Annotated in this window: 25 protein-coding genes; 15 read left to right on the forward strand and 10 right to left on the reverse strand. The window is 58.9% G+C overall.

What is annotated here, in order from left to right; all coding sequences use genetic code 11:
- Nucleotides 1-51: 51 nt before the first annotated feature.
- Nucleotides 52-1,173, reverse strand: a complete 1,122-nt coding sequence (gene galE / locus K5D32_RS06670; RefSeq protein WP_221576409.1) for a UDP-glucose 4-epimerase GalE — start codon at nucleotides 1,171-1,173, stop codon at nucleotides 52-54.
- 325 nt (nucleotides 1,174-1,498) lie between these two features.
- Between galE and K5D32_RS06675 the strand changes: the two genes are divergently transcribed.
- The 4 genes from K5D32_RS06675 to K5D32_RS06690 are packed head-to-tail and all read left to right on the forward strand — an operon-like array spanning nucleotide 1,499 to nucleotide 6,675.
- A complete protein-coding gene (locus K5D32_RS06675) occupies nucleotides 1,499-2,599 on the forward strand; it encodes a glycosyltransferase family 1 protein (protein ID WP_260407272.1) in 1,101 nt (366 codons plus the stop codon).
- Nucleotides 2,587-3,789: a UDP-galactopyranose mutase gene (gene glf / locus K5D32_RS06680; RefSeq protein ID WP_221599541.1), complete on the forward strand. Its 1,203-nt coding sequence runs from the start codon at nucleotides 2,587-2,589 to the stop codon at nucleotides 3,787-3,789. The genes K5D32_RS06675 and glf overlap by 13 nt, the downstream gene beginning before the upstream one ends.
- Nucleotides 3,776-4,924 carry a beta-galactosidase gene (locus K5D32_RS06685; RefSeq protein WP_221599542.1) on the forward strand — a complete coding sequence of 383 codons (1,149 nt, stop codon included), beginning with the start codon at nucleotides 3,776-3,778 and terminating at the stop codon, nucleotides 4,922-4,924. Before glf ends, K5D32_RS06685 begins: the two co-directional genes overlap by 14 nt.
- Entirely contained in the window at nucleotides 4,921-6,675 is a 1,755-nt protein-coding gene (locus K5D32_RS06690; protein ID WP_221599543.1) for an ABC transporter ATP-binding protein, read from the forward strand. Before K5D32_RS06685 ends, K5D32_RS06690 begins: the two co-directional genes overlap by 4 nt.
- A gap of 10 nt (nucleotides 6,676-6,685) precedes the next feature.
- Here the strand turns inward: K5D32_RS06690 and K5D32_RS06695 are convergent, their stop codons facing one another.
- On the reverse strand, nucleotides 6,686-6,850 hold the full coding sequence (locus K5D32_RS06695; protein ID WP_221599598.1) for a hypothetical protein: 165 nt from the start codon (nucleotides 6,848-6,850) through the stop codon (nucleotides 6,686-6,688).
- Between the two features lie 206 nt (nucleotides 6,851-7,056).
- Here K5D32_RS06695 and K5D32_RS06700 point away from each other — a divergent pair, with 206 nt between their 5' ends.
- Nucleotides 7,057-7,398, forward strand: a complete 342-nt coding sequence (locus tag K5D32_RS06700) for a hypothetical protein (RefSeq protein WP_221576414.1) — start codon at nucleotides 7,057-7,059, stop codon at nucleotides 7,396-7,398.
- Between the two features lie 33 nt (nucleotides 7,399-7,431).
- Here the strand turns inward: K5D32_RS06700 and K5D32_RS06705 are convergent, their stop codons facing one another.
- Complete coding sequence (locus tag K5D32_RS06705; RefSeq protein WP_221599544.1) at nucleotides 7,432-8,340, reverse strand: alpha/beta fold hydrolase; 909 nt, start codon at nucleotides 8,338-8,340, stop codon at nucleotides 7,432-7,434.
- Between the two features lie 108 nt (nucleotides 8,341-8,448).
- On the opposite strand from K5D32_RS06705, the gene K5D32_RS06710 reads away from it, so the two are divergent.
- Both K5D32_RS06710 and K5D32_RS06715 read left to right on the forward strand, forming a co-directional pair.
- The gene (locus K5D32_RS06710) at nucleotides 8,449-8,868 is read left to right on the forward strand and encodes a MerR family transcriptional regulator (RefSeq protein ID WP_221599545.1); all 420 of its coding nucleotides are present in this window, start codon (nucleotides 8,449-8,451) and stop codon (nucleotides 8,866-8,868) included.
- A gap of 39 nt (nucleotides 8,869-8,907) precedes the next feature.
- Complete coding sequence (locus K5D32_RS06715) at nucleotides 8,908-9,348, forward strand: YqaA family protein (RefSeq protein ID WP_201019808.1); 441 nt, start codon at nucleotides 8,908-8,910, stop codon at nucleotides 9,346-9,348.
- A gap of 48 nt (nucleotides 9,349-9,396) precedes the next feature.
- Here the strand turns inward: K5D32_RS06715 and K5D32_RS06720 are convergent, their stop codons facing one another.
- Entirely contained in the window at nucleotides 9,397-9,801 is a 405-nt protein-coding gene (locus K5D32_RS06720; RefSeq protein WP_221599546.1) for a RidA family protein, read from the reverse strand.
- 144 nt (nucleotides 9,802-9,945) lie between these two features.
- Between K5D32_RS06720 and K5D32_RS06725 the strand changes: the two genes are divergently transcribed.
- Entirely contained in the window at nucleotides 9,946-10,872 is a 927-nt protein-coding gene (locus K5D32_RS06725; protein ID WP_221599547.1) for a LysR family transcriptional regulator, read from the forward strand.
- Nucleotides 10,873-10,881: 9 nt separating this feature from the next.
- Here the strand turns inward: K5D32_RS06725 and K5D32_RS06730 are convergent, their stop codons facing one another.
- The 3 genes from K5D32_RS06730 to acnB form a co-directional block, all read right to left on the reverse strand.
- Complete coding sequence (locus K5D32_RS06730; RefSeq protein ID WP_025259201.1) at nucleotides 10,882-11,304, reverse strand: MarR family winged helix-turn-helix transcriptional regulator; 423 nt, start codon at nucleotides 11,302-11,304, stop codon at nucleotides 10,882-10,884.
- Nucleotides 11,294-12,172, reverse strand: a complete 879-nt coding sequence (locus tag K5D32_RS06735; protein WP_221599548.1) for a serine aminopeptidase domain-containing protein — start codon at nucleotides 12,170-12,172, stop codon at nucleotides 11,294-11,296. The genes K5D32_RS06730 and K5D32_RS06735 overlap by 11 nt, the downstream gene beginning before the upstream one ends.
- A gap of 151 nt (nucleotides 12,173-12,323) precedes the next feature.
- On the reverse strand, nucleotides 12,324-14,924 hold the full coding sequence (acnB, locus tag K5D32_RS06740; protein WP_221576417.1) for a bifunctional aconitate hydratase 2/2-methylisocitrate dehydratase: 2,601 nt from the start codon (nucleotides 14,922-14,924) through the stop codon (nucleotides 12,324-12,326).
- A 399-nt stretch (nucleotides 14,925-15,323) separates the two neighbouring features.
- On the opposite strand from acnB, the gene K5D32_RS06745 reads away from it, so the two are divergent.
- Nucleotides 15,324-15,794 carry a DUF1289 domain-containing protein gene (locus tag K5D32_RS06745; RefSeq protein ID WP_221576418.1) on the forward strand — a complete coding sequence of 157 codons (471 nt, stop codon included), beginning with the start codon at nucleotides 15,324-15,326 and terminating at the stop codon, nucleotides 15,792-15,794.
- An 80-nt stretch (nucleotides 15,795-15,874) separates the two neighbouring features.
- Here K5D32_RS06745 and K5D32_RS06750 read toward each other — a convergent pair whose 3' ends face one another.
- Nucleotides 15,875-16,735, reverse strand: a complete 861-nt coding sequence (locus K5D32_RS06750) for a universal stress protein (RefSeq protein ID WP_221576419.1) — start codon at nucleotides 16,733-16,735, stop codon at nucleotides 15,875-15,877.
- Between the two features lie 150 nt (nucleotides 16,736-16,885).
- Here K5D32_RS06750 and K5D32_RS06755 point away from each other — a divergent pair, with 150 nt between their 5' ends.
- The 4 genes from K5D32_RS06755 to K5D32_RS06770 all read left to right on the forward strand — a co-directional run bounded on the left by K5D32_RS06755 (nucleotide 16,886) and on the right by K5D32_RS06770 (nucleotide 20,996).
- Nucleotides 16,886-17,497 carry a tRNA-(ms[2]io[6]A)-hydroxylase gene (locus tag K5D32_RS06755; RefSeq protein ID WP_117165289.1) on the forward strand — a complete coding sequence of 204 codons (612 nt, stop codon included), beginning with the start codon at nucleotides 16,886-16,888 and terminating at the stop codon, nucleotides 17,495-17,497.
- 150 nt (nucleotides 17,498-17,647) lie between these two features.
- Nucleotides 17,648-18,136 carry a MarR family winged helix-turn-helix transcriptional regulator gene (locus tag K5D32_RS06760; protein ID WP_221593474.1) on the forward strand — a complete coding sequence of 163 codons (489 nt, stop codon included), beginning with the start codon at nucleotides 17,648-17,650 and terminating at the stop codon, nucleotides 18,134-18,136.
- A 61-nt stretch (nucleotides 18,137-18,197) separates the two neighbouring features.
- Nucleotides 18,198-19,403, forward strand: a complete 1,206-nt coding sequence (locus K5D32_RS06765; RefSeq protein ID WP_221593475.1) for an HlyD family efflux transporter periplasmic adaptor subunit — start codon at nucleotides 18,198-18,200, stop codon at nucleotides 19,401-19,403.
- A gap of 63 nt (nucleotides 19,404-19,466) precedes the next feature.
- Nucleotides 19,467-20,996 carry a DHA2 family efflux MFS transporter permease subunit gene (locus tag K5D32_RS06770; protein WP_221576422.1) on the forward strand — a complete coding sequence of 510 codons (1,530 nt, stop codon included), beginning with the start codon at nucleotides 19,467-19,469 and terminating at the stop codon, nucleotides 20,994-20,996.
- A gap of 112 nt (nucleotides 20,997-21,108) precedes the next feature.
- On the opposite strand, the gene lpxH is transcribed toward K5D32_RS06770, so the two are convergent.
- Both lpxH and K5D32_RS06780 read right to left on the reverse strand, forming a co-directional pair.
- On the reverse strand, nucleotides 21,109-21,855 hold the full coding sequence (gene lpxH, locus K5D32_RS06775; protein ID WP_221599549.1) for a UDP-2,3-diacylglucosamine diphosphatase: 747 nt from the start codon (nucleotides 21,853-21,855) through the stop codon (nucleotides 21,109-21,111).
- Entirely contained in the window at nucleotides 21,852-22,355 is a 504-nt protein-coding gene (locus K5D32_RS06780; protein ID WP_221593478.1) for a peptidylprolyl isomerase, read from the reverse strand. Before K5D32_RS06780 ends, lpxH begins: the two co-directional genes overlap by 4 nt.
- A 208-nt stretch (nucleotides 22,356-22,563) precedes the next feature.
- On the opposite strand from K5D32_RS06780, the gene K5D32_RS06785 reads away from it, so the two are divergent.
- Entirely contained in the window at nucleotides 22,564-24,258 is a 1,695-nt protein-coding gene (locus tag K5D32_RS06785) for a glutamine--tRNA ligase/YqeY domain fusion protein (protein WP_221599550.1), read from the forward strand.
- A 10-nt stretch (nucleotides 24,259-24,268) separates the two neighbouring features.
- Nucleotides 24,269-25,651: a cysteine--tRNA ligase gene (gene cysS / locus K5D32_RS06790; RefSeq protein WP_221593480.1), complete on the forward strand. Its 1,383-nt coding sequence runs from the start codon at nucleotides 24,269-24,271 to the stop codon at nucleotides 25,649-25,651.
- The last annotated feature ends 13 nt before the right edge of the window (nucleotides 25,652-25,664 follow it).

A 25,664-nucleotide genomic window follows, 5' to 3' on the forward strand; every position in this document is an offset into this window, starting at 1 on the left:
CAGCTCCCCCCCCGGGGGAGGAGGGTATTCATGTCCCGAAAGCTCGCAAAATCACTGCCGCGTGCGAGACATGGAGAGCGCATGCAAGCCATCGTCTGTCGCGGCGGCTCCACCTGCCGACAGCGGCACGCCGGGTATTGGTTCTTGCACGGTGACCAATCCGTCTTCGTAGCCTTCGGGGCTTGTACATTGCCAATGCCAGGCATCGCGCAGCATGGTTTCCAGGCCATACCGGGCGACCCAGCCCAGTTCGCTGCGCGCCCGTGACGGGTCGGCCCAGCATTGCGCGACATCGCCGGGGCGTCGCTCGCACATCTGCACCGGCACCTTCACGCCCGTGACCCGCTCGAACGTCTTCACCACTTGCAGCACCGAATGATCGATGCCGGTTCCCAGATTCCAGGCGCGGATTCCGCTGTGGGTGCGCAGGTAGTGCAAGGCATCGAGATGCCCGGCGACCAGATCCTGGACGTGGATGTAGTCCCGCACGCCGCTGCCGTCCACCGTCGGGTAATCCCCGCCATACACCGGCAGCACCGGCAACTTTCCGTCAGCCACCCGCAGCAGATAGGGCAGCAGGTTGTTGGGGATTGTGTTGGGCGATTCGCCGATCAGGCCTGAAGGATGAGCGCCCACCGGATTGAAATAGCGCAGCAGCGCAATGCGCCAGCGTTGATCGGCCCGAGCCAGACTGCCCAGCACCTGTTCGGCCATGAGCTTCGATTGCCCGTAGGGATTGGTGGGCCGGCCACTGCGGGCCTGTTCGGCGATGGGCATCTTGCGGCAACTGCCATAGACGGTGGCTGATGAACTGAACACCAGCGTGAAAACACCGGCGGCAGCCATCGCCTGGCACAGGTTGATGGTGCCGCTGACATTGGTGTCGTAGTAATGCAGCGGCTTGCGCACGCTTTCTCCTACGGCCTTGAGGCCGGCAAAGTGCAGCACTGCCCGGATCGGGTAGCGTGAAAACAGCTTGGCAAGCACTCCGCGGTTACGTACATCGCCCTGTACCAGAACAGGACGACGGCCACAGATCTGTTCGATCCGTGTCAGGGCATGGGGGCTGCTGTTGCAGAAATTGTCCAGAACCAACACATCTTCGCCTACCTCCAGAAGGGCGAGAACCGCGTGGGCTCCGATGTAACCAGCACCACCGGTCACAAGGATCATAGAGTCACCTTCGCATGAAATAAGTGGGATGCGATCGTTGTTGCGCTATAGCGAAGGTCTGCGCGAATGAATGGATCGCTTACTTCATAACGAAAGGCAGTTCCGATCCCCGGTTCCGGGAATTGGCCGGGCGGTCATGTCACTGGTCGGCCATCGAGGTGTGCCGACTGAACGCTCAGCGCAGCGAACTCGTCCATAACTCTGTGTCGGGCGTCTTGCTCATCGCCACGACATCACTTGCTCTGGAGAGAACCTCATGATTCCAACCCCGGCTGCATATCCCGTCGCAGAGCATTTGGCCGAAGGCCATGAAGTTGTTGTCAACATGCGCCCCTTGCTTGTCTGCCTTTCCCATTTACGCTGGGGATTTGTCTACCAGCGTCCTCAACACCTGATGACGCGCATGGCGCGGCGCTACGATGTACTGTTTTTCGAGGAGCCACTGACAGCCGAGGGTCAGCAGGCTCATCTGCAACTGTTTCTTCAGGCCAACGGTGTGACGGTGGCGACGCCGTATCTGCCTGCCGGGCTGAATGCCGAGCAGACCGAACAGCAACTTCGCGAACTGCTCGATGATTACCTGCTGCGCAATCCACGCAAGGTTTTGCTGCGCTGGTATTTCACACCCATGAGCCTTGGCTTCAGCGAGCATCTGTCGGCCCGTGGCACTGTCTATGACTGCATGGACGAACTCTCGGCATTCAAGGGGGCGCCGCCACAGTTGCTTGAACGCGAGCAGCGTCTGCTGGCGCTGGCGGATGTGGTGTTCACAGGTGGCGTCAGCCTGTGGGAGGCCAAGCGTGCCCAGCACGGCAATGTCCATGCTATGCCCAGCAGTGTCGATATCGAACATTTCGCCAGTGCCCGACAGGCATTGCCCGAGCCCGCCGACCAGGCCGGTATCGCTCATCCGCGACTGGGTTTTTTCGGGGTCGTGGACGAGCGTCTCGATCTCTCCTTGCTGGAAGGACTGGCCCGGCAGCGACCGGACTGGCAACTGGTGGTCCTTGGCCCTGTGGTCAAGATCGATCCGGCAAGTCTGCCGAGTCTGCCCAACATTCATTATCCGGGCGCCAGGGCCTACAGCGAATTGCCCGCTTACCTGAGTGGGTGGGACGTGGCGCTGATGCCCTTTGCGCTCAATGAAGCCACGCGTTTCATCAGCCCGACCAAGACACCTGAATACCTTGCAGGTGGCTGCCCGGTGGTGAGTACGCCGATTCGCGATGTGGTGCGCACTTATGGCGCTTGCCCGGTGGTGCATATTGCCGAGGATGTGCCCGGTTTCGTCGCGGCCATCGAAGCCGCACTGATCCAGTGTCAGGACCGTGATGCGTTGTTTCATCTGGCCGATCAGGCCCTGGCCGGTATGAGCTGGGACTCCACCTGGAACGCCATGATGGAGCACATCGCATGCCTCGCCTGACACTTGAACAGGCCCGCTACCGTGCCGGGCAATTGCAAGGGGAGGGCGGCGCGCCCTTCTACGACTACCTCATCGTCGGCGCCGGTTTTGCGGGCAGCGTGCTGGCCGAGCGGCTGGCCTGCGGGCTTGGGCTGAAAGTATTGCTGATAGACCGTCGTGGGCATATCGGCGGCAATGCCTACGATCATCTGGACGAAGCCGGGATTCTGGTGCATCGCTATGGGCCGCATATCTTCCACACCAATGCGCAACGGATTGTCGATTACCTGTCGCGTTTCACCGAATGGCGACCCTATGAACATCGGGTGCTGGCCAGGGTGCTCGGTCAGCAGGTGCCTGTGCCGATCAACCTGACCACGCTCAATCGACTCTATGGCCTGGAGCTGGACGAGGCCGGTGCCGAGCGCTTTCTTGCCGAGCGCGCCGAGCCGGTCGATCCGATACGCAGTGCCGAGGACGTGGTGGTCGGTCAGGTCGGGCGCGAGCTGTACGAGCTGTTTTTTCGCGGCTACACCCGCAAGCAATGGGGGCTCGATCCGGCGCAACTCGATCGCTCGGTCACTGCCCGTGTTCCGGCGAGAACCAACGCCGATGACCGTTATTTCACCGACAGCTTTCAGATGATGCCGCAACAGGGCTACACCGCCATGTTCGAGCGAATGCTCGACCATCCGGGCATCGACATTCTGCTGGGCGTGGATTTCGCCGAGATCGACCAGATGCTGCCCCGCGGCCATCTGGTGTATTGCGGGCCGGTGGACGAGTACTTCGGCTATTCCCTTGGGCGTCTGCCTTATCGCTCCCTGCGTTTCGAGCACCGGACCCTGGCGCAGGAGCGTTTTCAAGAGGTGGCGGTGGTCAACTATCCCGACGAGACGGTGCCCCATACCCGCATCACCGAGTACAAGCACCTGACCGGCCAGGAGCATGCGCACACCAGTGTGACCTATGAATACCCCTGCGCCGAAGGTGATCCTTATTACCCGGTGCCGGCTGCGGAAAATGCCGCGTTGTATCAACGCTACAAGGATCTGGGGGATGCCACCGAAGGCGTGACCTTCCTCGGCCGGCTGGGCACCTACAAGTACTACAACATGGATCAGGTGGTGGGGCAGGCGTTGGCGCTTTACCAACGTATTGCCCAGACCCGCGGCGCAACGGCCGAGGGCACGTCCCATGAGTGGGCTTGAACCGTTCGCCAGTTTTCTCATGGGAGGTTTTGAATGCACCAGCAGCCGTCGCGGTGACGGGAAGCGTCTGGACCTGATCGCCTCAACCGGGCATGACCGTTGGGCCGAGCAGGATTATCGGCGCCTGGCCGGGTATGGAATGCGCACGGTGCGCGACGGGGTGCGCTGGCACCTGATCGAGCCGCGTCCCGGCCATTACGACTTCAGCAGTCTGGAGCGGTTGTTGATGGCGGCCATAAGAACCGGCACTCAGGTGATCTGGGACCTGGGGCATTACGGATACCCGGATGATATGGATATCTGGCGGCCGGTCTTCGTCGAGCGTTTTGCCCGCATGGCTCAGGCCGTGGCCAGACGGGTGCGCGACTTCAGCGATGACGTGCCGTTTTACTGTCCGATCAACGAGCCGTCTTTCTGGGCCTGGGGCGGTGGTGAGGTGGGCTATTTCTATCCGCTGGGCCATAAGCGCGGCACCGAACTCAAACACCAGTTGGTGCGGGCGAGCATTGCCGCCATGACCGCCATTCGCGAGGTCGATCCCCGGGCGCGTTTCATTCATGCCGATCCGCTGATTCATGTTCGTGCCGTCCGGCAACGGGCGGGTGATGTCGAGGCAGCCGAAGCTTATCGTCTGGCCCAGTACGAAAGCTGGGACCTGATCAGTGGCCGAAGCTGGCCGGGCCTGGGCGGGCAGGAGGATTTTCTGGATATCCTCGGTGTGAACTTCTATCCCCATAACCAGTGGTATCACGGCGGACCGACGATCCTGCTGGGTGATCCACACTTTCGACCGTTGGCGGGCATGCTGGTGGAGGTGCATGCCCGTTATGGCCGCCCGCTGGTGATCAGCGAAACCGGTACCGAGGGTGCTGCGCGAGGGCCGTGGCTGGATTATGTCGGTGAGCAGGCCATTCTGGCGCTGAGCAAAGGTGTCGACCTGCGCGGCCTGTGTCTGTACCCGGTGCTCGACTATCCTGGCTGGGATGACGACCGACACTGTGACAGCGGCTTGCTTGGTTATGCCGATGCCAGTGGCTTGCGTCCCGAAGATCCGCCGACCCGTGAAGCCCTGGCCCGGTTTGCGTTACGTCTGGCCGATGCCCAAGTGCGTATTGCCAAGAGGCCGACAGCATGAACATTGCGCAGAGTTTGCCGCCCAATTCCCATGCCGGACGCTTTCTGTGGGGCTATGTCAGGCGTCGGCCATGGGCCTATGGCGGTATGGCAACGCTGGTGATTGCCGCCGCCAGTTGCGCAGTGGCCGTGCAGTACGGCATGAAGCTGCTGGTCGACAGCATGGGCGGCGAGGGGAATCGTTCCGGGGTCTGGTTCGCCTTCGGGTTGTTCATTTTCCTGATCGCCGTCGAAAACCTGTTCTGGCGTCTGGGTGGCTGGCTGGGCTGTCGTACGGTGGTTGCCAGTTGCGCGGACATTCGGGTGGACCTGTTCAGCCATCTGACCGGGCACCCGATGCGCTATTTTGCCGAGCACTACGCCGGAGCCCTGGGCAGCCGCATTTCGGCAACCGGAGCGGCGGCGGGGCAGATCTACAGTGCGCTGCTGTGGAAAATCATTCCGCCCTGTGTCGATTTTCTGGGGGCTGTGGTGGTGCTGGCCACGGTGCGTATCCAGATGGCGCTGGCGCTGGTGGCTTTCGTGGTGCTGGTGGCGGCGATCATCACTTTCTTCGGCATTCGCGGGCGCAGTCGTCATCAGTTGTATGCGGCGCAAGCGGCCAGTGTGGGCGGTGAGCTTGTGGATCTGGTCAACAACGTCTGGACGATCAAGGCTTTCACGGCGCGTGATCGAGAGCGCCTGCGTCTGGATGCGAAAATCCGCACCGAGGCGCGGGCTCAGAGCCGCAGCTGGATGTACGTTGAAAAGGCGAGGGTGCTCCATGATTTGTGTCTGGCGAGCATGGCGGGAACCATGCTCGCCTGGTCCATTCTGCTCTGGACGCGCGGTGCCGTGAGCGTCGGCGACGTGGTGATGGTCAGCGCGTTGACGTTTCGCATCCTGCATGGCTCACGGGATCTGGCGCTGGCGTTGGTCGAAACCAGCCAGCATATGGGGGCCATCGGCGATACGCTGGCCGTTATCGCCAAGCCCTACGAACTCAGCGATACCGAACAGGAATGGGCCGTGCCATCCGGTGCCATCGAACTGCAGGAGGTCGGCTATGCCTATCCGGGCGGCAGGCAGGTGTTGTGCGGGCTGACCTTGCGCATTGAGCCTGGGCAAAGAGTGGGCATCGTCGGTCCGTCCGGCGCAGGCAAGACCACGTTGCTGGGTTTGCTGCAACGCCTGGACGACGTCAGTACGGGGAGCATTCGCATCGATGGCCGCGACCTTCGGCAGATCAGCCAGGACAGCCTGCGCCGACAGATAGCCGTGGTGCCTCAGGAGCCAACCCTGTTCAACCGCAGCATCTACGAAAACATTGCTTACGGTCGACCAGAAGCCACCCGCGAGGAAGTGATCGCAGCCGCCCGCAATGCTTATTGCCACGAGTTCATCGACCAGTTGCCCCAAGGCTATGAAGCGCTGGTGGGCGAGCGGGGCGTGATGCTCTCTGGCGGTCAGCGCCAGCGCCTCGGTATCGCTCGGGCCTTTCTCAAGAATGCCCCGATCCTGTTACTCGACGAAGCCACTGCTGCCCTGGATTCAAGCTCCGAAGCCATCATCCAGTCAGCGCTCAGCAGCCTGATGCGCGGCCGCACGGTCCTCGCCATCGCCCATCGACTGACCACACTGACCGGGTTCGATCGGGTGCTGGTGATTCAGCAAGGCCGTATCGTCGAAGACGGCCCACCCGAGCAACTGCGCAGCGCGGGCGGGCTGTTTCAAACGCTCTGGCAGGCCCAGGAAATGGGCCGCCAGGATTGATGGCAATGGCTCAAGGCGAAATCGGATCGCTGGCGGGGAAAGTTTCCTCGATGGCGTGATCGATTTTCTCCTCGTTCGGCTCCTCAGGCTCGTTCTGAGTGGGTTCGTTGTCCAGATCGCCTTCGGTTCCGGATTGATCGGGCGCGCTTGGGGTGTTGGGCAGGGACGTTTTCATCGGTTCACCTCGGGTTGGGTTCTACCTGAGTTGAGGGTGCTGCCGGGGGGAATGTTCAGTGGGAATGACGGGTGGAGGCTTGTTTAATCGGTTGAGCTGATAGTGACTATCACAAACCAGGGATTCTATTCCCTGTAATAAATATGGAAAATGCGCGCATTGGACATACGGCTCGATGAGCCGTTTTTTTATTTCAGGATCTTCACATGCGCCTTTTAACTGTCCCGGTCACTGCCGTCGTTTTTGCGTTGTTGAGTGGCTGCGCTTCTGCACCGAATCAACCGACGCTTATCTTGCAAACCAGTAAGGCTCCCGATGAATACGTGCAGTGTGTAATGCCCAAACTGCAAGAACATTCATTGAACCCGGTGTTGTCGCAATCCCAACGGCACTTCAGGATTGTCGTCTCCAGCCCGGTCGCGGCTGACAACGTCATTGAGGCCTACAAGGCTCCGGCAGGCGGAAAAGTGTTTTTGTATGAGCGCCAGTTATTGGCATCGACGCTCACCACCTCCCGATTCGAGCGAGCGGCGCAGGAGTGTTTGTGACTGCGAGGCCACAAACCTTGCTACGCCTATCCCTCAACGCACTGACGTTGAATCAATGAAAGCCGACAGGTCGCGATTGAACCGTTCTGTTTCCTCAAGGAAAGGAGCATGGCCAGAGTTTTCGTAAAGCGTGCTCTTCACTCCTGGATTCAGTTGCGTAGCGCGTTCAATCGAAGGCTTGGCTTGTACCAGTGCGTCGCGTGCGCCATACAGCAATAGCACCGGCACCTTTGCATTGCCCAGGCCCTTGGTGGCTTCGACGGTCATGGACTGAACAGCTTTTTGCATGTCCCAGGACGCCATCGCGGCATTGGCAAACAATCGCTCGAAGGTCTGGGTGTCGGGCTGGGTGTGGAAGCACAGGGCAAGGAATGTGCGCACGGTATCGAGGTGGGTCTTCAGGTCGGTGGAGTTCAGGTCCCGGTAAACCTCGAGATGCGCCACGATCTGCTCGGGCTTCAGTTCGATGACGCCGTTGACATACAGCGCGCCTGCAATCCGGCTGTCACCATATCGGGCCAGATAGTTGGAGATGACTACACCACCCAACGACCATCCCGCCAACACTGTTTTGTCAGCGTGTGCAGCCTTGATGACTGCGGCGAGGTCGTCTGCCCAGCGGTTTCCGTCGGCATACGCCTGTGCATCCGAAGGCTTGCCTGAAAGACCATGGCCGCGCAGGTCATAGGTGATCATCCGATAGCGTTGCAGCAGCGGGCTATTTATCTGTGCGTCCCAGTTCAGACGGCTGCCTAGCAGGCCATGAATGAAAACGATGGCCGGACCATTCGGGTTGCCGGCCTCCTGGACCGCCAGAGTGACGCCGTCGGGCGCGGTGACCGTATAGCTTTTCGTTTCGGCGTGGGCGAGTGCCGAGGCGGCCAATAGCGTTGCTGAGACAAGCAGTGTGTAGAAACGATGCAAAGCAGGTTGAAGGGACACGATATGACTCCGGGTTCAAGGGTTGCCCGCAGTCTCAACCCTCACGCAGGTGTGAGGGTCAAGCAAAAGAACGTGCTATCTTTTCTGCCCGGCCTCAGGTCTGCATTCATGACAAATTCCACTCCCAAAAGCACCATGAGCATTGGCGAACTTGCCCGGGAAACCGGTGCCAGTGTTCGCTCGATCCGTCATTACGATGAACATGGACTGCTCAAATCCATGCGTGCCGACAATGGCTATCGCACATTTCCCGCGATAGCCGTTACGCAAGTCAGACAGATTCAGAGGATGATCGCGACAGGGTTCAGCCTGGTCGAGATCCGCAGTTTTCCCGACTGCATGCGCATGATAGAAGGCGCTGCGGCGTGCCCGGATACCACCGCTGCCCAGCGTGAACGACTGGCCTCCATCGAACAGCAGATCAACGACCTTGAACGTCGTCGGGCACGATTGCTCAAGATGCTGTCGGAAGGTGTGGTGCCCCCTCTGGATGCTGTGCAGGAGCGAATTTATTCGCGAAAACAGTGATTCGTGAATAAATTTGCCTCTGCATGAAGGTATGACTCGATGTTCGAGCTGACAAGTTATCTGGGGCTTTTTGCCGTGGCGTTTGGCGCTGCCACGCTGTTACCGCTGCAATCCGAAGCCGTGCTGGTCGGCATGCTGCTTTCGGAGCGCTATACGACGATTCTGCTCTTGCTGGTTGCCACGTCAGGCAATGTTCTGGGCTCAGCCGTGAACTGGTATCTGGGCCGCTCTATCGAACGCTTTCGGCATCGGCGCTGGTTTCCGGTCAGCGAGCGTCATCTGGACAAGGCCCAGCACACTTACAAGCGCTACGGACGCTGGGCGCTGTTGTTCAGTTGGGTGCCGATCATCGGCGACCCCATCACCATGATCGCGGGCGTCATGCGCGAGCCGTTCTGGAGTTTTCTGCTTATCGTCACGCTTGCCAAAGGGCTGCGTTATCTGGTGCTGACAGCGATTACTCTCGGGTGGATGGCCTAAAGGGCCAGACCCGATGATCTGCATGGCGAGCCAGATCATCATGGTGGCTTAACCCTCAACAGCATCCGGAATCCTGGCAATCACCTTGATCTCGAAATCAAAGCCATAAAGCCAGGTGACGCCCACTGCCGTCAGTGTCGGGTGCGGTGCCTGGCCCCAGAACTCCGGGAACACTGTCCAGATTTTCTCGAACTTCGATTCGGGGTCGACCATGAAGACGGTGACATCAACCACGTCATCGAAGGTGCAACCCGCTTCTTTCAGGATGGCGTTCAGATTGTTGAAGGCTGTCCTGACCTGTACCACCAGATCCTGCTCTGGCGAGCCATCCTCCTTGCTGCCGACCTGGCCCGAAACGAACAGAAAGCCATTGGAGCGGATCGCGGGCGAATAGCGATTGCGCTCGTAAAGTTCGAGGCGTCCGGCTGGGAAAACTGCATCACGCTTTGTCATGGTTGATCTCCATCGAGGCAGGTCAAGGCGACCCGTCATTAACGATGGGAGAACTCTAAGAGCTTGTATCCGGGCGATAAACGAGCAACTGTAGCCAGCACTGTTTGTAAAATCCAAACAATCCAGCCGTTATCCGGAGTAGAAATGGACCGTTTCGATGCGATGCAGGCATTTGCGCGGGTGGTAGAGGCGGGCAGTTTTACCAAGGCGGCCGAAACCCTGCACATGAGCAAGACCACTGTGACGCAACTGGTGCAGCAACTGGAAGCCCGCTTGCGGGTCAAGTTGCTCAACCGAACGACGCGCAAGGTCAATGTCACGGCTGATGGCGCGGCTTATTACGAGCGCGTTGTCAGGCTGCTGGCTGATCTGGATGATGCCGAGACCAGCCTGTCCAGCGCCTCGGCCTTGCCCAGAGGGCGGCTGCGGGTGGATGTGCCCAGCCCGTTTGCCAGCACGATTCTGATGCCGGCCCTGCCTGAGTTTCATGCGCGATACCCGGATATCCAGATCGATATGGGCGTTAGCGACCGTATCGTGGATGTGATCGGCGAGAATGTGGATTGCGTGGTTCGCGGTGGCGAGTTGACGGACCAATCCCTGATGGCCCGGCGTGTGGGTGATCTCAGGCTTGGGGTGTATGCGGCACCGAGTTACCTGGAAAGGGTCGGCACACCTGCGCATCCGCGAGAGCTGGAAGATTCCCACCACCGCATCGTCGGTTTCCTGTGGGCGCGTACCGGCAAGGCCCTGCCTTATGCCATGCACCGCGACGGTGAGAGTCTTCACGTCCATGGGCGTTACGTGCTGGCGGTGGACGATGGCAATGCCTACCTCGCCGCAGGCCTGGCCGGCATGGGTGTTCTGTGGGTGCCGGATTACATGGCCAAAGCACCTCTTGAACGAGGTGACCTGGTGCCGCTGTTCAGGGATTGGCGCATGGACTCGATGCCGATGTACGTGGCATTTCCGCCCAACCGGCATATTAGCCTCAAGCTTCGGGTATTCATCGATTGGGTTGCTGAACTGATGACGCAACATGCGCCTGTCATTGACCGGCGCGGAATCTGAATCAGGCCGTCACTGGCTGCGATCCCTGACTGCTGCGAGCCATCTGGAAACAACCTCCATTTCCTCATCGCTGAACGCCTGGGTCAGTTTTTCATTCAGCGGTGCCAGTTCCGATGTGGCCTGCAAGGTCGCTGTCCGGCCTGCATCTGTCAGCCACAAACGAAAGCTGCGCTTGTCGTGTTCATCGACGCGGCGCTCGATCAGCCCTGACTTGACCATCCGGTCGGCCAGCCCGGTCATGGCGGAAGGCGCGATATCCAGCGCCAGCGCGACTTCGCCACTGAGGGCTCCATCCTGCCCATTGAGTACAAAGAGTGCGCCGGCCTGAGTGGCGCTGATGCCGGCTCGATTAGAGATATGCCGTTCGATGTATCGGGACAGGCTTTTTTGAGCCGCATTCAATAAATAGACGTAGCGACGATCATGCGCCATTTGGATTACCCGGTAACTGAGCTTCCAGCCATCTTGTCACTACTGGCCATAGGGTGTCGGCATGTTGTTGGCGGAAAAAGCCCAGATGCCCGATGGGCGAACCGTGACTGTCCGCCGGGGCAAACTGGCGTCGCTCTACAGCGCAACCGGTCAGATGCTCTGTCATCAGGTCGATGGCTTCGGCGGGTGCCCAGGGATCGTCATCGACACCGATGGCCAGTACCGGCAGCGTGGGCCTGGCAAAACGGGCAGCGGCATTGACTGCCGGATCGTCAAAAAAGTACTGGCGAAGGCTTGTCCAGCGTGACCACTCGCGCATGACATCGGCTGGCAGGTCTTCACCAATTCCCAGCCTGCGCCCCGGAAAATAGCCCAGGAATTTGGCGCTGAGCGGGCCAAGGACTTTGAGCTGAATCGCCACTTTCAAGCGTTCCTGCCAAGGCCTTATGAACCGCAGACAGCCCGCATGGGCGCACAGAGTCACCGCAGCGCTGAGTTTGCTGCTGCTCTCGCATAACCCAATGGCATGCCCACCGAAGCTGTGGCCCACTGCGAGATGAGGAACCCCGCTGTACTGCCCCGAAACCCAGTGAGTGACGGCTTCGACATCGTTGTCAGCCCACGAAACAAAACCCGCCTGAACGGTTTTCGGATGAGGACCTTTCCTGCTGACACCCCGATAGTTGTAGGTGATGACGGTAAAGCCATTGGCGACCAGATACTGGGCGAACGGCAAGTACATGCGCTCGGTGACGCCCGTCGCCGGGTTTATCTGAACCACTGCTTTCACAGGTCCTGCGCCGGTATGGGTCGTGACCTCGACGCTGTGACCATTGGTGCAGGTGATCGAATAGGTTGTCGTTCGCATGGGAGTTATTTCGTATGTGAAGTAAATTATTTAACATACGAAATAAATAGCGGCAAGCATTTTCCATGACGATTGGATAGTTTGGAAAAACGCACAGCCAATAAAAAACCCCATCACAAGGATGGGGTTCTTTTAACGCGGCGTTTCGTGATTACGCTTGAACGACCGGGATATTGGCGTTTGCAGCGGCTTCGCGGAACTCTGCGATCTGATCGAAGCTCAGGTAGCGGTACACGTCCGCTGCCATGGTGTCGATCTGGTTCGCGTAGCTCATGTACTCCTCGACGGTCGGCAGGCGACCCAGGATCGAAGCGACGGATGCCAGCTCGGCCGAAGCCAGGTAGACGTTCGCGCCGTCACCCAGACGGTTCGGGAAGTTACGGGTCGAAGTCGAAACCACGGTGGAGTTCGGTTCTACGCGAGCCTGGTTACCCATGCACAGCGAGCAGCCCGGCATTTCCATGCGCGCGCCAGCCTTGCCGTAGATGCCGTAGTAGCCTTCTTCGGTCAGCTGGTGAGCGTCCATCTTGGTCGGAGGCGACAGCCACAGACGAGTTGGCAACTGGCCTTTGACCTGATCCAGCAACTTGCCCGCAGCGCGGAAGTGGCCGATGTTGGTCATGCAGGAACCGATGAACACTTCGTCGATCTTCTCGCCTTGTACCGAAGACAGCAGGCGTGCATCGTCCGGGTCGTTCGGCGCGCAGAGCACAGGCTCCTTGACGTCGGCCAGATCGATTTCGATGATTTCGGCGTACTCGGCGTCCTTGTCGGCTTCCAGCAGCTCAGGGTTGGCAATCCAGGCTTCCATCGCCTTGGCGCGGCGCTCCAGAGTGCGTGGATCACCGTAGCCTTGCTCGATCATCCAGCGCAGCAGGGTGATGTTGGAGTTCAGGTACTCGATGATCGGTTCTTTTGCCAGCTTGATGGTGCAACCGGCAGCCGAACGTTCGGCCGAGGCGTCGGACAGCTCGAAAGCCTGTTCGATGCTGAGGTTTTCCAGACCTTCGATCTCCAGGATGCGGCCGGAGAAGGCGTTCTTCTTGCCTTTCTTCTCTACGGTCAGCAGGCCAGCCTGGATCGCGTAGTAAGGAATGGCGTGAACCAGGTCGCGCAGGGTGATGCCAGGTTGCAGCTTGCCCTTGAAGCGGACCAGGATCGACTCAGGCATGTCCAGTGGCATGACGCCAGTAGCAGCAGCGAACGCGACCAGACCGGAACCGGCCGGGAAGGAAATGCCGATCGGGAAGCGGGTGTGAGAGTCACCACCGGTGCCGACGGTGTCCGGCAGCAGCATGCGGTTCAGCCAGCTGTGGATGATGCCGTCGCCTGGACGCAGGGAAACACCACCACGGGTCATGATGAAATCAGGCAGCGTGTGGTGAGTCTTGACGTCGATCGGCTTTGGATAAGCAGCAGTGTGGCAGAAGGACTGCATGACCAGATCGGTGGAGAAGCCCAGGCAAGCCAGGTCTTTCAGCTCGTCGCGGGTCATCGGGCCAGTGGTGTCCTGGGAACCGACGGTGGTCATCTTCGGTTCGCAGTAGGTGCCCGGACGGATACCTTCTACGCCGCATGCCTTGCCGACCATTTTCTGCGCCAGGGTGAAACCCTTGGTGCTGGCAGCCGGTTGATCCGGTGTCTTGAACAGATCCGATGGTGGCAGACCCAGCTCGGCACGTGCCTTGCCGGTCAGACCGCGACCGATGATCAGCGGGATACGGCCACCGGCACGTACTTCGTCGAGCAGGACCGGAGTCTTCATTTCGAAGGTGGTCAGGACTTCGTCGCTGTTGTGCTTGGTGACTTTGCCTTCATGCGGGTACAGGTCGATCACGTCGCCCATGTGCATGTTGGAAACGTCGAATTCGATTGGCAGTGCGCCAGCATCTTCCATGGTGTTGTAGAAGATCGGGGCGATCTTGCTGCCGAAGCAGAAACCACCGGCACGCTTGTTCGGAACATAAGGAACGTCGTCGCCGAAGAACCACAGAACCGAGTTGGTTGCCGATTTACGCGAGGAACCGGTACCGACCACGTCACCGACGTAGGCGATAGGGAAACCCTGGCCGCGCATTTCTTCGATCTGCTTCATCGGACCGATGGAGCCTTGCACGTCAGGCACGATGCCTTCACGGGCCATTTTCAGCATGGCCAAGGCGTGCAGCGGGATATCCGGACGGGACCAGGCATCAGGTGCCGGGGACAGGTCGTCGGTGTTGGTTTCGCCGGTGACCTTGAAGACGCGCAGGCTGATCTTGTCAGCCAGTACAGGACGCTTCTTGAACCACTCGCCGTCAGCCCAGGATTGCAGGACTGCTTGAGCGTGCGCATTGCCGCTCTTGGCTTTTTCAGCAACGTCGTGGAACGCATCGAACATCAGCAGCGTGTGCTTGAGCTGTTCGGCAGCGACCGGTGCCAGCTCGGCATCGTCGAGCAGGGCAACCAGAGTCACAATGTTGTAGCCACCTTGCATGGTGCCCAACAGTTCGGTAGCGCGTTTTTTGTCGATCAGCGGGGAAGTGGCTTCGCCCTTGGCCAGAGCAGACAGGAAGCCGGCCTTGACGTACGCCGCTTCGTCCACGCCTGGTGGAATGCGGTTGGTGATCAGGTCGACAAGGAAATCTTCTTCGCCAGCGGGAGGATTCTTCAGCAGCTCAATAAGGTCTGCAGTTTGTTCGGCGTTAAGCGGCTGGGGCACGATACCCTGGGCGGCACGCTCTTCGATGTGTTTGCGGTAGGCTTCAAGCACAGTATTACCCTCATCAGTGGTCCCAAATGGGTGTCCGGGACGCTCATCCAGAAATTGTCTGCACCCACGCAAGGCTTTCGAGCCTTGTTGGCAGGGTATCGGCAATTCCTAACGAAGCTGTTTTCAAAGTTTTACGCCTGCAGGACGGGGGGATGTCAGGTCGACACGGCCATTCGTGATGAGGGAACGGCCTGTCGACACCGGACTGCGGGATTAACTTGACTGTGCTCGTGACGCTTTGAAAACAGCTTCTAACGGACATTGGCGCCATCTAAGGCCCGATGATTCTACGGCAAAACTTCGCTAAAGGTAAGTTAGACCCTACATCTTCGGGGGTGACCCCTGTTAGACAAAGGGCTAACATGGCCGCTCGTTTCGCCTGCCCTTGTCCTGCCAGCCATGCCTGATCAAATCATCAAAACGCCTTGCGTCGGCCTTTGCTCCACTGTTTATGGGGACTTGGTTTGCCGTGGCTGCAAGCGTTTCCACCATGAAGTGGTCAACTGGAATGGCTACAACGAAGACGAGAAAAGAGCAGTCTGGCTGCGCCTGGAACAACTGCTGGTCCAGGTAATGGCGGCCAAGCTCGAAATCTTCGATGTCGAGAAGCTGCGCATGCAGCTCGTCCAGCGCAAGATCCGCTTTGTGGCTCACCAGTCCGAATACTGCTGGGCCTACCAGTTGATCGCTCGCGGAGCGCGGGTCATCAATCAGGTGGAGGCCTATGGTTTCGTATTGCTGCCAGAGTTTCGCGACTGGGGGCTGCCTGAGTTGCGCGATGCCATCGACCGAGAGTTTTTCCTGCTGTCAGAAGCCCATTACCAGCGATATATCGCGCCGGGCTTTCTCAAGGATGCGTTCGGTTTGTAGGAGCGAATTCATTCGCGAAGATCCGGTGAATTCAAAGAAAATTCATCGGATTCAATGCCGTCTCGCGAATGAATTCGCTCCTACGCATCAAATCTCTCCTCCAGATGCCGGATGATTTCCTCGGTCTTGAGCACCAGCACATCGCTTTCCAGCGAGTCGAGCACCACTTCAGCCGTATTGCCGATCAAAGCCCCTGAAAGCCCGGTGCGCGCCACGGTGCCGATAATGGTGACGGCTGCGTCGAGCCGGTGAGCGGTAAAGGGAATCAGCACATCCGCCGGGCCTTCGGCGATATGCAGGTGGCTGTCGTCGATATCGAATTCGGACTGGAACGCCTGGCACTGCTCCCGGTAGCGGGCTTCGATGCTTTCCTTGAGCTGATAGATCGGATCGGCAGCCGACAGCATGGGCGAAGGGTGAGCGGTTATGACGTGCAACTGCCCTTTGGCCAACGCCGCAATATCATAGCCGTGATCGACGATGCTGAAATGCAGTGCCTTGTGTTCTCCGTCCGCATTGCCGACATCCACGGCGGCAAGAATCACGCCGCCGGTCCAGGGCCGTGAGGTCTTGACCATCAACACCGGGCTTGGGCAGTAGCGCAGCAGTTTCCAGTCGTCGGGCGTGAGCAGGGCCTTTTTCAGCGGGTTGTCCGGCAGATGCTGTTTGATGACCAGGCCGCAGCCTTCGGTTTGCTGCACCTTACAGATGGTCTTGTGGGTGGACTCTTCCCAGTGCTGCTCCGCGCTGGCGGTGAAACCTTCTTCCTGGAGGTTTCTTTTCAGCTCGTGGAGTTGCTGCGTGTGAGGATGATCCTTGTCACAGATCAGCAGATGCAGATGCGCCTGAGTGACCCCGGCAATCAGTTTCGCGCGCTTGAGGGCCAGGCTATCGGCGTGGTTGGGATCGATGACCACCAGGATGCTGCGAATAGACTGCATGGGGCTAATCTCCACAAGGCGAATTGTGCTCCACAACTATAGTTGCAGTGCATGGGGTCGTCGCTTGATCTGGATCACAGCATTTCTATCGCCGCAGACGCACGCCCCTCGTATAATGCGCGGCCTTGCAAACCTGCTATCTGTGAGCCTATGTACCCGATCCCCGAAATCGAAGCCTTCCTGCTTTGCCGCACGCCCGACAGCTGGGTTCAGGCCGCTTTGCGCAATCTGGACATTCTGTTGATCGATCATGCGAACAACGAGAAAAAGGCGGCCGGGGCGGCGTTTCAGTTCATGTTCCAGTACAACGACAAGTTCGACCTGCTGAGCAAGATGTCGCGTCTGGCCCGTGAAGAACTGCGGCACTTCGAGCAGGTGTTGAGCATCATCCGCAAGCGCGAAATCCCCATGGCCAACGTCAGTTCGGCGCGGTATGCAGGGGCATTGCGCAAGCTGGTGCGCAACCATAATCCCTACCGGCTGACCGACGCCCTGATCGTGGGCGCGATTGTCGAAGCCCGTTCCTGCGAGCGTTTTGCCGCACTGGTGCCGCATCTGGACGAAGAACTCGCCAAGTTCTATGGCGGGCTGCTGAAGTCCGAAGCGCGGCATTTCCAGGATTACCTGAAGCTGGCTTACACCTATGGTGACAAGGCTGATGTCGACGCCAAGATCGAGGAAATCCGCCACGCCGAGCGCGAATTGATCGAAAGCCCGGACGAGGAATTCCGCTTCCATAGTGGTGTGCCTGTCGCGGCCTGATTTTTCGCCTGTTCCCCAAAAACGACCGACTCTTGCCAGCGGTCGTTTTTTTATGAAGATATTGTTAGCCAGCTAACAAATGTTTTGACATTAGCTGCCTAGGCAGTAATATCGCCATATCACTGCCTAAGCAGCTTTTATGGTGACTTCTTGAAACATTTCACGTCCGAGAATTTCGATTCCAGCCTGATAGGTCTGTTGGTCGGTCGCACCAATGCCCTCAAAGACCGTATGCTGGACAAGTATTTACTGCCCTATGACGTCACCTTCTCGCAGTTCAAGGTGCTGATCATCATTTCCCAGTTCGCCCTCGATACCCCCGTCGAATTGTGTCGGCACCTGTCTCTGGACAGCGGTTCCATGACGCGCATGCTCGATCGTCTGGAACAAAAGGGGCTGATCGTGCGCACCCGTTCGGCCGCCGACCGGCGTCAGGTGCATGTGGCCTTGACCGAGCAGGGGCAGAAACTTTCGGACTTGCTGCCGCAGATCGGTGCCGACGCGATGAACGACACCTTTGCCGCGCTGGACAAGGAAGAAGTCGCAACCCTTGAGCGAATCCTGACCAAGGTGCTGGTGGCCGCCGACGACCACATCACTCTTACGCGCCTGAGCTTCAAGTCCACCGGAACGAAATGAACGGTCCCGGTAAAACCTCGATATTCCGCAATTACTGCTTCACCGACTACAGGTAATCGTCATGGCCACTGCCGCTACTGAAAAACCATCTGCCAGCTCGCCCGAAGATACAAATCCGGGCAAGCGCAAATTCATGCTGTTGGTGCTCGCCATGATCGTCATCCTTGGCGGTGCGGCTGTCTGGGCCTGGCATGAGTTTTATGGGCGTTGGAGCGAAAGTACCGATGATGCCTATGTGAATGGCAACGTCGTGGAAATCACGCCGCTGACCACCGGCACGGTGATCAGTATCGGCGCCGATGACGGTGATCTGGTGCGTGAAGGCCAGGTCCTGATCAAGTTCGACCCCAGCGACGCCGAAGTCAGCCTGCAAAGCGCCGAGGCCAATCTGGCCAAGGTTGTGCGCCAGGTACGCGGGCTTTACAGCAATGTCGATGGCATGAAGGCGCAACTGGCTGCGCAGCGTGCCGAAGTGCAAAAGGCTCAGGACAACTACAACCGTCGTCGCAGCCTGGCGGCGAGCGGGGCGATTTCCCAGGAAGAGCTGTCCCACGCCAAGGATGACCTGACCAGCGCGCAAAGTTCGTTGAGCAATGTTCAGCAGCAACTGGCCAGCAGCGTTGCGCTGGTGGATGACACCGTCGTTTCTTCTCACCCCGACGTGAAAGCTGCCGCCGCGCAATTGCGTCAGGCGTATCTGGCCGATGCCCGCACCACTGTGGTGTCGCCGGTGACCGGCTATGTGGCCAAACGCACCGTGCAACTGGGGCAACGCATCCAGCCGGGTACTGCAACCATGGCGGTGATCCCGCTGGATCAGTTGTGGATTGACGCCAATTTCAAGGAAACCCAACTGGGCAAGATGCGCATCGGTCAGCCGGTCGAGATTACCTCGGACCTGTACGGCAGCCATGTGAAATACAGCGGCACCATCGACAGCCTGGGTGCAGGCACCGGCAGCGCCTTCGCTCTGTTGCCAGCCCAGAACGCCACCGGCAACTGGATCAAGATCGTCCAGCGTGTGCCGGTGCGTATTCACATCAACCCCGATGAGCTGGCGAACAACCCGCTGCGCATCGGCCTGTCCACTACGGTTGATGTCAATCTGCATGACCAGAGTGGTCCGGTACTGGCTCAGCAACCGCCGAAGAAGGCGAGCTTCAGCACCAACATCTATGCCGAGCAACTGGCCGATGCTGACGCCATGATCGCGCGTCTGATCCATGACAACAGCGCCGCCAACAGCAAAGCCACTGCGCAGCGCTGATCCGCCAATCCGTACGCCCCGTCCTTCAGGTCGGGGCAGCATTTCAGTTTCAAGGGATTTGCGATGAGTAACAACGCCCCGGCCTCATTTACGCCGCCCAGCCTGTTGATGTGTACCATCGGCCTGTCCCTGGCGACCTTCATGCAGGTCCTCGATACCACCATTGCCAACGTTGCCTTGCCGACCATTTCCGGGAATCTGGGCGTGAGTTCGGAGCAGGGCACCTGGGTGATCACCTCGTTTGCCGTCAGCAACGCGATTGCCTTGCCGCTGACCGGCTGGCTCAGCCGCCGCTTCGGGGAGGTCAAGCTGTTCCTGTGGGCGACCCTGTTGTTCGTACTGGCTTCGTTTCTGTGCGGGATTTCCCAATCGATGCCGGAGCTTGTGGGCTTCCGGGTTCTGCAGGGCGTGGTGGCCGGGCCGCTTTATCCCATGACCCAGACCCTGTTGATCGCGGTGTATCCGCCCGCCAAAAGGGGGATGGCCTTGGCGCTGCTGGCCATGGTTACGGTGGTTGCGCCGATTGCCGGGCCGATTCTGGGCGGCTGGATCACCGACAGTTACAGTTGGCCGTGGATTTTCTTCATCAACGTGCCTATCGGTCTGTTTGCGGCATGGGTGGTGCGTACGCAAATGGCCAAACGCCCGGTGAGCACCAGCCGTCAGCCCATGGATTACGTCGGGCTGCTGACCCTGATCATTGGGGTTGGGGCATTGCAGATCGTCCTGGACAAGGGCAATGACATGGACTGGTTCGAGTCGAACTTCATTGTGATCGGCTCGGTGATTTCCATTGTTGCGTTGTCGGTGTTCGTGATCTGGGAAATGACCGACAAACATCCCATCGTCAACTTGCGGCTGTTTGCCTACCGCAACTTCCGCATCGGCACTCTGGTGCTGGTCGGCGGCTATTCCGGTTTCTTCGGTATCAACCTGCTGCTGCCTCAATGGTTGCAGACCCAGATGGGCTACACCGCAACCTGGGCCGGGCTGGCGGTGGCGCCTATCGGTATCCTGCCGGTGCTGATGTCGCCTTTCGTTGGTAAATATGCCCACAAGTTCGACCTGCGCCTGCTGGCCGGCCTGGCATTTCTGGCCATGGGCTTGAGTTGCTTCATGCGGGCTGAGTTCACCAACGAGGTGGACTTCGAGCATGTGGCGCTGGTGCAGTTGTTCATGGGGATCGGCGTGGCGCTGTTTTTCATGCCGACCTTGAGCATCCTGCTCTCGGACTTGCCACCTCAGCAGATCGCCGACGGTTCGGGTCTTGCGACATTCCTGCGGACTCTGGGCGGCAGCTTTGCCGCGTCCCTCACGACCTGGATATGGATTCGTCGCGCCGATCAGCATCACGCCTACTTGAGTGAAAACATCAGCACCTTCGACCCGGCTACACGTGATGCGCTCAACAGCCTGGGCGGCGCGAGCCCACAGGCTTATGCGCAACTGGAGCAGACCCTCAACAGCCAGGCCTACATGATGTCCACGGTGGATTATTTCTACATGCTGGGCTGGGTGTTTGCGGGGTTGATTCTGCTGGTCTGGCTGGCCAAACCGCCGTTTGCCGCCAAGGCCGGGCCGGGCGGGCATTAGTCGCGCCCGACAAGTCCGTAGGAGCGAATTCATTCGCGAGAGTCCCGTACATCCGATAAATATTTATCGTCTGGAATGTGGCTTCGCGAATGAATTCGCTCCTACGGAGGCTTCAGTTCAGCAGTGTCATCTGCTCAGGCGGGAAGTCGAAGGCATTCAGGGAAAAGCCCTGTTCGTCCACCTGCAAGGCCCAGCCCTGACGATCCCAGTCACCCAGCACGATACGCTGCGCGGTCTGGTCGCCGATCTGTAGCTTGTGAATCGCCGGGCGATGTGTGTGCCCGTGAATCAGGGTGCGGACGCCATATTGCTCCATCACCTGAGGAATGAATTCGGGGGTGACATCAACGATGTCATTGGCTTTCATGCGGGTCTGCGCACGGCTTTCATTGCGCAGCTTGCGGGCCAGCTTGTGGCGGGTATTCAACGGCAGATGCCGCAATATCCACAAGGTCAGCGGATTGCGCAGGTAGCGGCGCATCTTTATGTAGCCTTCGTCGCGAGTACACAGGCTGTCGCCATGCATCAACAGCACCGGCTCACCGTTTAACGGAACCACGCTTGGATCGTTCAGAAAGGTACAGCCAGCCGCCTTGCAGAACGCCTTGCCGATCATGAAATCCCGGTTGCCGTGCATCAGGAAAACCTGAGTGCCGCTGTCGCTCAGTTCGCGCAGGGCCTGGCAGATCGAACTCTGGAACGGCGACATGGCGTCGTCGCCGATCCAGACCTCGAAGAAGTCCCCGAGGATATACAGCGCCTTGGCCTGGCGAGCCCGGCCAGAGAGTAGATCCAGAAACGCCCGGGTGATATCCGGGCGCTTTTCCTCAAGATGCAGGTCGGAGATCAGCAGTATCACTCAACGATCTCTGCTTTCTCGATGATCACGTCTTCGGACGGAACGTCCTGATGACCAGCCTTGCCGGTGGTTGCAACGCCTTTGATCTTGTCGACCACTTCGGTGCCTTCGATCACTTCGCCGAACACTGCATAGCCCCAGCCTTGAACGGTCGGTGCGCTGTGGTTCAGGAAGCTGTTGTCAGCCACGTTGATGAAGAACTGGGCGGAAGCCGAATGCGGCTCCATGGTACGGGCCATGGCAACGCTGTATTTCTTGTTCGGCAGGCCGTTGTTGGCTTCGTTCTGAATGCTCGGGCGCTTGTCTTTCTTCTCTTTCATGCCTGGCTCGAAACCGCCGCCCTGGATCATGAAGTTAGAGATGACACGGTGAAAGATGGTATTGCTGTAATGGCCAGCATTCACGTATTCGATAAAGTTGGCAACGGTGACTGGAGCCTTTTCTGCGTTCAGTTGCAGAACGATATCGCCGTGGTTGGTGGTCAATTTTACTTTGGACATACTTGCTCGCTCTCTTGGCATTCATGAATGGGCGCAGTATCACCCTGACGCGCAGTTTACAGGGGAGGTTACATATTTCAGGTATTTTGCTGCTTTTATCGCCCTCAAACACGCACTCTGTTGTCAGGGGCTTGACAGCTTCGGCTATGATAAGCGCTTTGATTTAGTCGGCCTACCCTGGCCGCGCACTTGTATGTCCAAGGATCCTATGAGCAAGCCCACTCCAGAACCCGCTGCGAATTCAAAGGCAGGCCCTGTCGTCCCTACCAATTTCCTGCGTCCGATCGTGCAGGCAGACCTGGATTCAGGCAAGCACACTAAAATCGTGACCCGCTTCCCGCCGGAGCCTAATGGCTATCTGCACATCGGTCACGCCAAGTCGATCTGTGTGAACTTCGGTCTGGCCAACGAGTTCGGTGGCGCGACGCACCTGCGTTTCGATGACACCAACCCGGCCAAGGAAGACCAGGAATACATCGACGCCATCATGAGTGACGTCAAGTGGCTGGGCTTCGAGTGGGCAGGCGAAGTGCGCTATGCCTCGCAGTATTTCGACCAGTTGCACGACTGGGCTGTCGAGCTGATCAAGTTGGGCAAGGCCTATGTTGATGACCTTACACCCGAGCAGGCTCGCGAATACCGTGGCAGCCTGACCGAGCCGGGCAAGAACAGCCCGTTCCGTGAGCGCAGCGTCGAGGAAAACCTGGACCTGTTCGCCCGCATGAAAGCCGGTGAGTTCGAAGACGGTGCCCGTGTGCTGCGCGCCAAGATCGACATGGCTTCGCCGAACATGAACCTGCGCGACCCGATCCTGTATCGCATCCGTCATGCTCATCACCACCAGACCGGCGACAAGTGGTGCATCTACCCCAACTATGACTTCACCCATGGTCAGTCCGATGCCCTCGAAGGCATCACACACTCGATCTGTACCCTGGAATTCGAAGGTCATCGTCCGCTGTACGACTGGTTCCTGGACAACCTGCCGGTACCGTGCAAGCCACGTCAGTACGAGTTTTCGCGTCTGAACCTGAGCTACACCGTCACCAGCAAGCGCAAACTCAAGCAACTGGTCGACGAAAAGCACGTCAGTGGCTGGGACGATCCGCGCATGTCGACGCTGTCGGGTTTCCGTCGTCGTGGTTACACCCCGGCTTCGATCCGCAACTTCTGCGAAATGGTCGGCACCAACCGTTCCGACGGCGTGGTGGACTTCGCGATGCTGGAATTCAGCATCCGTGACGATCTGGACCGCAACGCGCCACGCGCCATGTGCGTGCTGCGCCCGTTGAAAGTCGTGATCACCAACTATCCGGAAGGTCAGGTCGAGAAACTTGAACTGCCACGTCACCCCAAGGAAGACCTGGGCGTGCGTGAGCTGCCATTCGCTCGCGAGATCTACATCGACCGCGACGATTACATGGAAGAGCCGCCCAAAGGCTACAAGCGCCTGGAGCCAGCCGGTGAAGTGCGCCTGCGCGGCAGCTATGTAATCCGTGCCGACGAAGCCATCAAGGATGCCGACGGCAATATCGTCGAGCTGCGTTGCTCCTACGACCCTGACACCCTGGGCAAGAACCCTGAAGGCCGCAAGGTCAAGGGCGTGATTCACTGGGTTCCGGCAGAGGCGAGCGTCGAGTGCGAAGTGCGTCTGTATGACCGCCTGTTCCGCTCTCCGACGCCAGACAAGGCCGAAGATGGCGCCACCTTCCTGGAAAACATCAATCCAGACTCTCTGCAAGTACTGACGGGTTGTCGTGCTGAACCTTCATTGGGGCAAGCGCAACCGGAAGACCGTTTCCAGTTTGAACGCGAAGGCTATTTCTGCGCGGACATCAAGGACTCGAAACCAGGTCGTCCGGTATTCAACCGCACAGTGACATTGCGGGATTCCTGGAGCTGAGGTTAGGACAGTGCTTTCAATCTACAACACGCTCACCAAGAGCAAAGAAGTCTTCAAGCCGCTGGATGGCAACAAGGTGCGGATGTACGTCTGCGGGATGACCGTGTACGACTTCTGCCACCTTGGCCATGGCCGCAGCATGGTGGCCTTCGATCTGGTCACCCGCTGGTTGCGATTCAGCGGCTACGACCTGACGTATGTGCGCAACATCACCGATATCGATGACAAGATCATCAATCGTGCCCGTGACAACGGCGAATCGTTCGACGCGCTGACGGCGCGCATGATCGACGCCATGCATGAGGACGAAGCGCGTCTGAACATCCTCAAGCCGGACATGGAGCCGCGTGCCACCGATCATATCGACGGCATGCACGCCATGATCCAGACCCTGATCGACAAGGGTTATGCCTACGCGCCAGGCAATGGCGACGTGTACTACCGCGTCGGCAAGTTCCTGGGCTACGGCAAGCTGTCGCGCAAGAAGATCGAAGACCTGCGCATCGGTGCGCGGATCGAAGTTGACGAGTCCAAGGACGATCCGCTGGACTTCGTGCTCTGGAAAGGCGTCAAGCCCGGCGAGCCGAGCTGGGAATCTCCGTGGGGGCCGGGGCGTCCGGGCTGGCACATCGAATGCTCGGTGATGTCCACCTGCTGCCTGGGTGAGACGTTCGATATTCATGGTGGCGGCAGCGACCTGGAGTTTCCGCACCATGAAAACGAAATCGCCCAGAGCGAGGCTGCGACCGGCAAGACCTACGCCAATGCCTGGATGCACTGCGGCATGATTCGCATCAATGGCGAGAAGATGTCCAAGTCCTTGAACAACTTCTTCACCATTCGCGACGTGCTGGCCAAATATCATCCGGAAGTGGTGCGTTACCTGCTGGTATCCAGCCACTATCGCAGCGCGATCAACTACTCCGAAGACAGCCTGAAAGAGTCCAAGAGCGCGCTGGAGCGTTTCTATCACGCGCTCAAGGGCTTGCCGGTGGCCGAGCCTGCGGGTGGCGAGGCGTTCGTCGAGCGTTTCACCGCGGCCATGAACGACGACTTCGGCACGCCTGAAGCCTGCGCCGTGCTGTTCGAGATGGTGCGCGAGATCAACCGTCTGCGTGACACCGATCAGGTGGCTGCTGCCGGTCTGGCCGCACGTCTCAAGCAACTGGCCAGTGTGCTGGGTGTGTTGCAGCTCGAAGCGGACGATTTCCTGCGCGCCGGTGCCGAAGGGCGCGTGGATGCCGCTGAAGTTGAAGCGCTGATCCAGGCTCGCCTGGATGCTCGCGGTGCCAAGAACTGGGCCGAATCCGACCGCATCCGCGACCAGCTCACCGCCATGGGCGTGGTGCTGGAAGACGGTAAAGGCGCAACGACCTGGCGTCTGGCTGACTGACCTGTCTGTTCTT

The sequence above is a fragment of the Pseudomonas cichorii genome (assembly GCF_019719005.1).
In the GTDB taxonomy this organism is placed as follows: Bacteria; Pseudomonadota; Gammaproteobacteria; order Pseudomonadales; family Pseudomonadaceae; genus Aquipseudomonas; species Aquipseudomonas cichorii_E.

Coding starts and splice junctions, on each gene's coding strand:
- K5D32_RS06700 (WP_221576414.1), top strand. CDS start 7,057: ATGCGCCTTTTAACTGTCCCGGTCACTGCCGTCGTTTTTGCGTTGTTG.
- K5D32_RS06695 (WP_221599598.1), bottom strand. CDS start 6,850: ATGAAAACGTCCCTGCCCAACACCCCAAGCGCGCCCGATCAATCCGGA.
- K5D32_RS06685 (WP_221599542.1), top strand. CDS start 3,776: ATGAGTGGGCTTGAACCGTTCGCCAGTTTTCTCATGGGAGGTTTTGAA.
- K5D32_RS06725 (WP_221599547.1), top strand. CDS start 9,946: ATGGACCGTTTCGATGCGATGCAGGCATTTGCGCGGGTGGTAGAGGCG.
- glf (WP_221599541.1), top strand. CDS start 2,587: ATGCCTCGCCTGACACTTGAACAGGCCCGCTACCGTGCCGGGCAATTG.
- K5D32_RS06675 (WP_260407272.1), top strand. CDS start 1,499: ATGCGCCCCTTGCTTGTCTGCCTTTCCCATTTACGCTGGGGATTTGTC.
- K5D32_RS06780 (WP_221593478.1), bottom strand. CDS start 22,355: ATGTCCAAAGTAAAATTGACCACCAACCACGGCGATATCGTTCTGCAA.
- K5D32_RS06720 (WP_221599546.1), bottom strand. CDS start 9,801: ATGACAAAGCGTGATGCAGTTTTCCCAGCCGGACGCCTCGAACTTTAC.
- K5D32_RS06745 (WP_221576418.1), top strand. CDS start 15,324: ATGCCTGATCAAATCATCAAAACGCCTTGCGTCGGCCTTTGCTCCACT.
- K5D32_RS06690 (WP_221599543.1), top strand. CDS start 4,921: ATGAACATTGCGCAGAGTTTGCCGCCCAATTCCCATGCCGGACGCTTT.
- K5D32_RS06715 (WP_201019808.1), top strand. CDS start 8,908: ATGTTCGAGCTGACAAGTTATCTGGGGCTTTTTGCCGTGGCGTTTGGC.
- K5D32_RS06765 (WP_221593475.1), top strand. CDS start 18,198: ATGGCCACTGCCGCTACTGAAAAACCATCTGCCAGCTCGCCCGAAGAT.
- K5D32_RS06750 (WP_221576419.1), bottom strand. CDS start 16,735: ATGCAGTCTATTCGCAGCATCCTGGTGGTCATCGATCCCAACCACGCC.
- galE (WP_221576409.1), bottom strand. CDS start 1,173: ATGATCCTTGTGACCGGTGGTGCTGGTTACATCGGAGCCCACGCGGTT.
- K5D32_RS06755 (WP_117165289.1), top strand. CDS start 16,886: ATGTACCCGATCCCCGAAATCGAAGCCTTCCTGCTTTGCCGCACGCCC.
- K5D32_RS06785 (WP_221599550.1), top strand. CDS start 22,564: ATGAGCAAGCCCACTCCAGAACCCGCTGCGAATTCAAAGGCAGGCCCT.
- K5D32_RS06730 (WP_025259201.1), bottom strand. CDS start 11,304: ATGGCGCATGATCGTCGCTACGTCTATTTATTGAATGCGGCTCAAAAA.
- K5D32_RS06770 (WP_221576422.1), top strand. CDS start 19,467: ATGAGTAACAACGCCCCGGCCTCATTTACGCCGCCCAGCCTGTTGATG.
- K5D32_RS06735 (WP_221599548.1), bottom strand. CDS start 12,172: ATGCGAACGACAACCTATTCGATCACCTGCACCAATGGTCACAGCGTC.
- K5D32_RS06710 (WP_221599545.1), top strand. CDS start 8,449: ATGACAAATTCCACTCCCAAAAGCACCATGAGCATTGGCGAACTTGCC.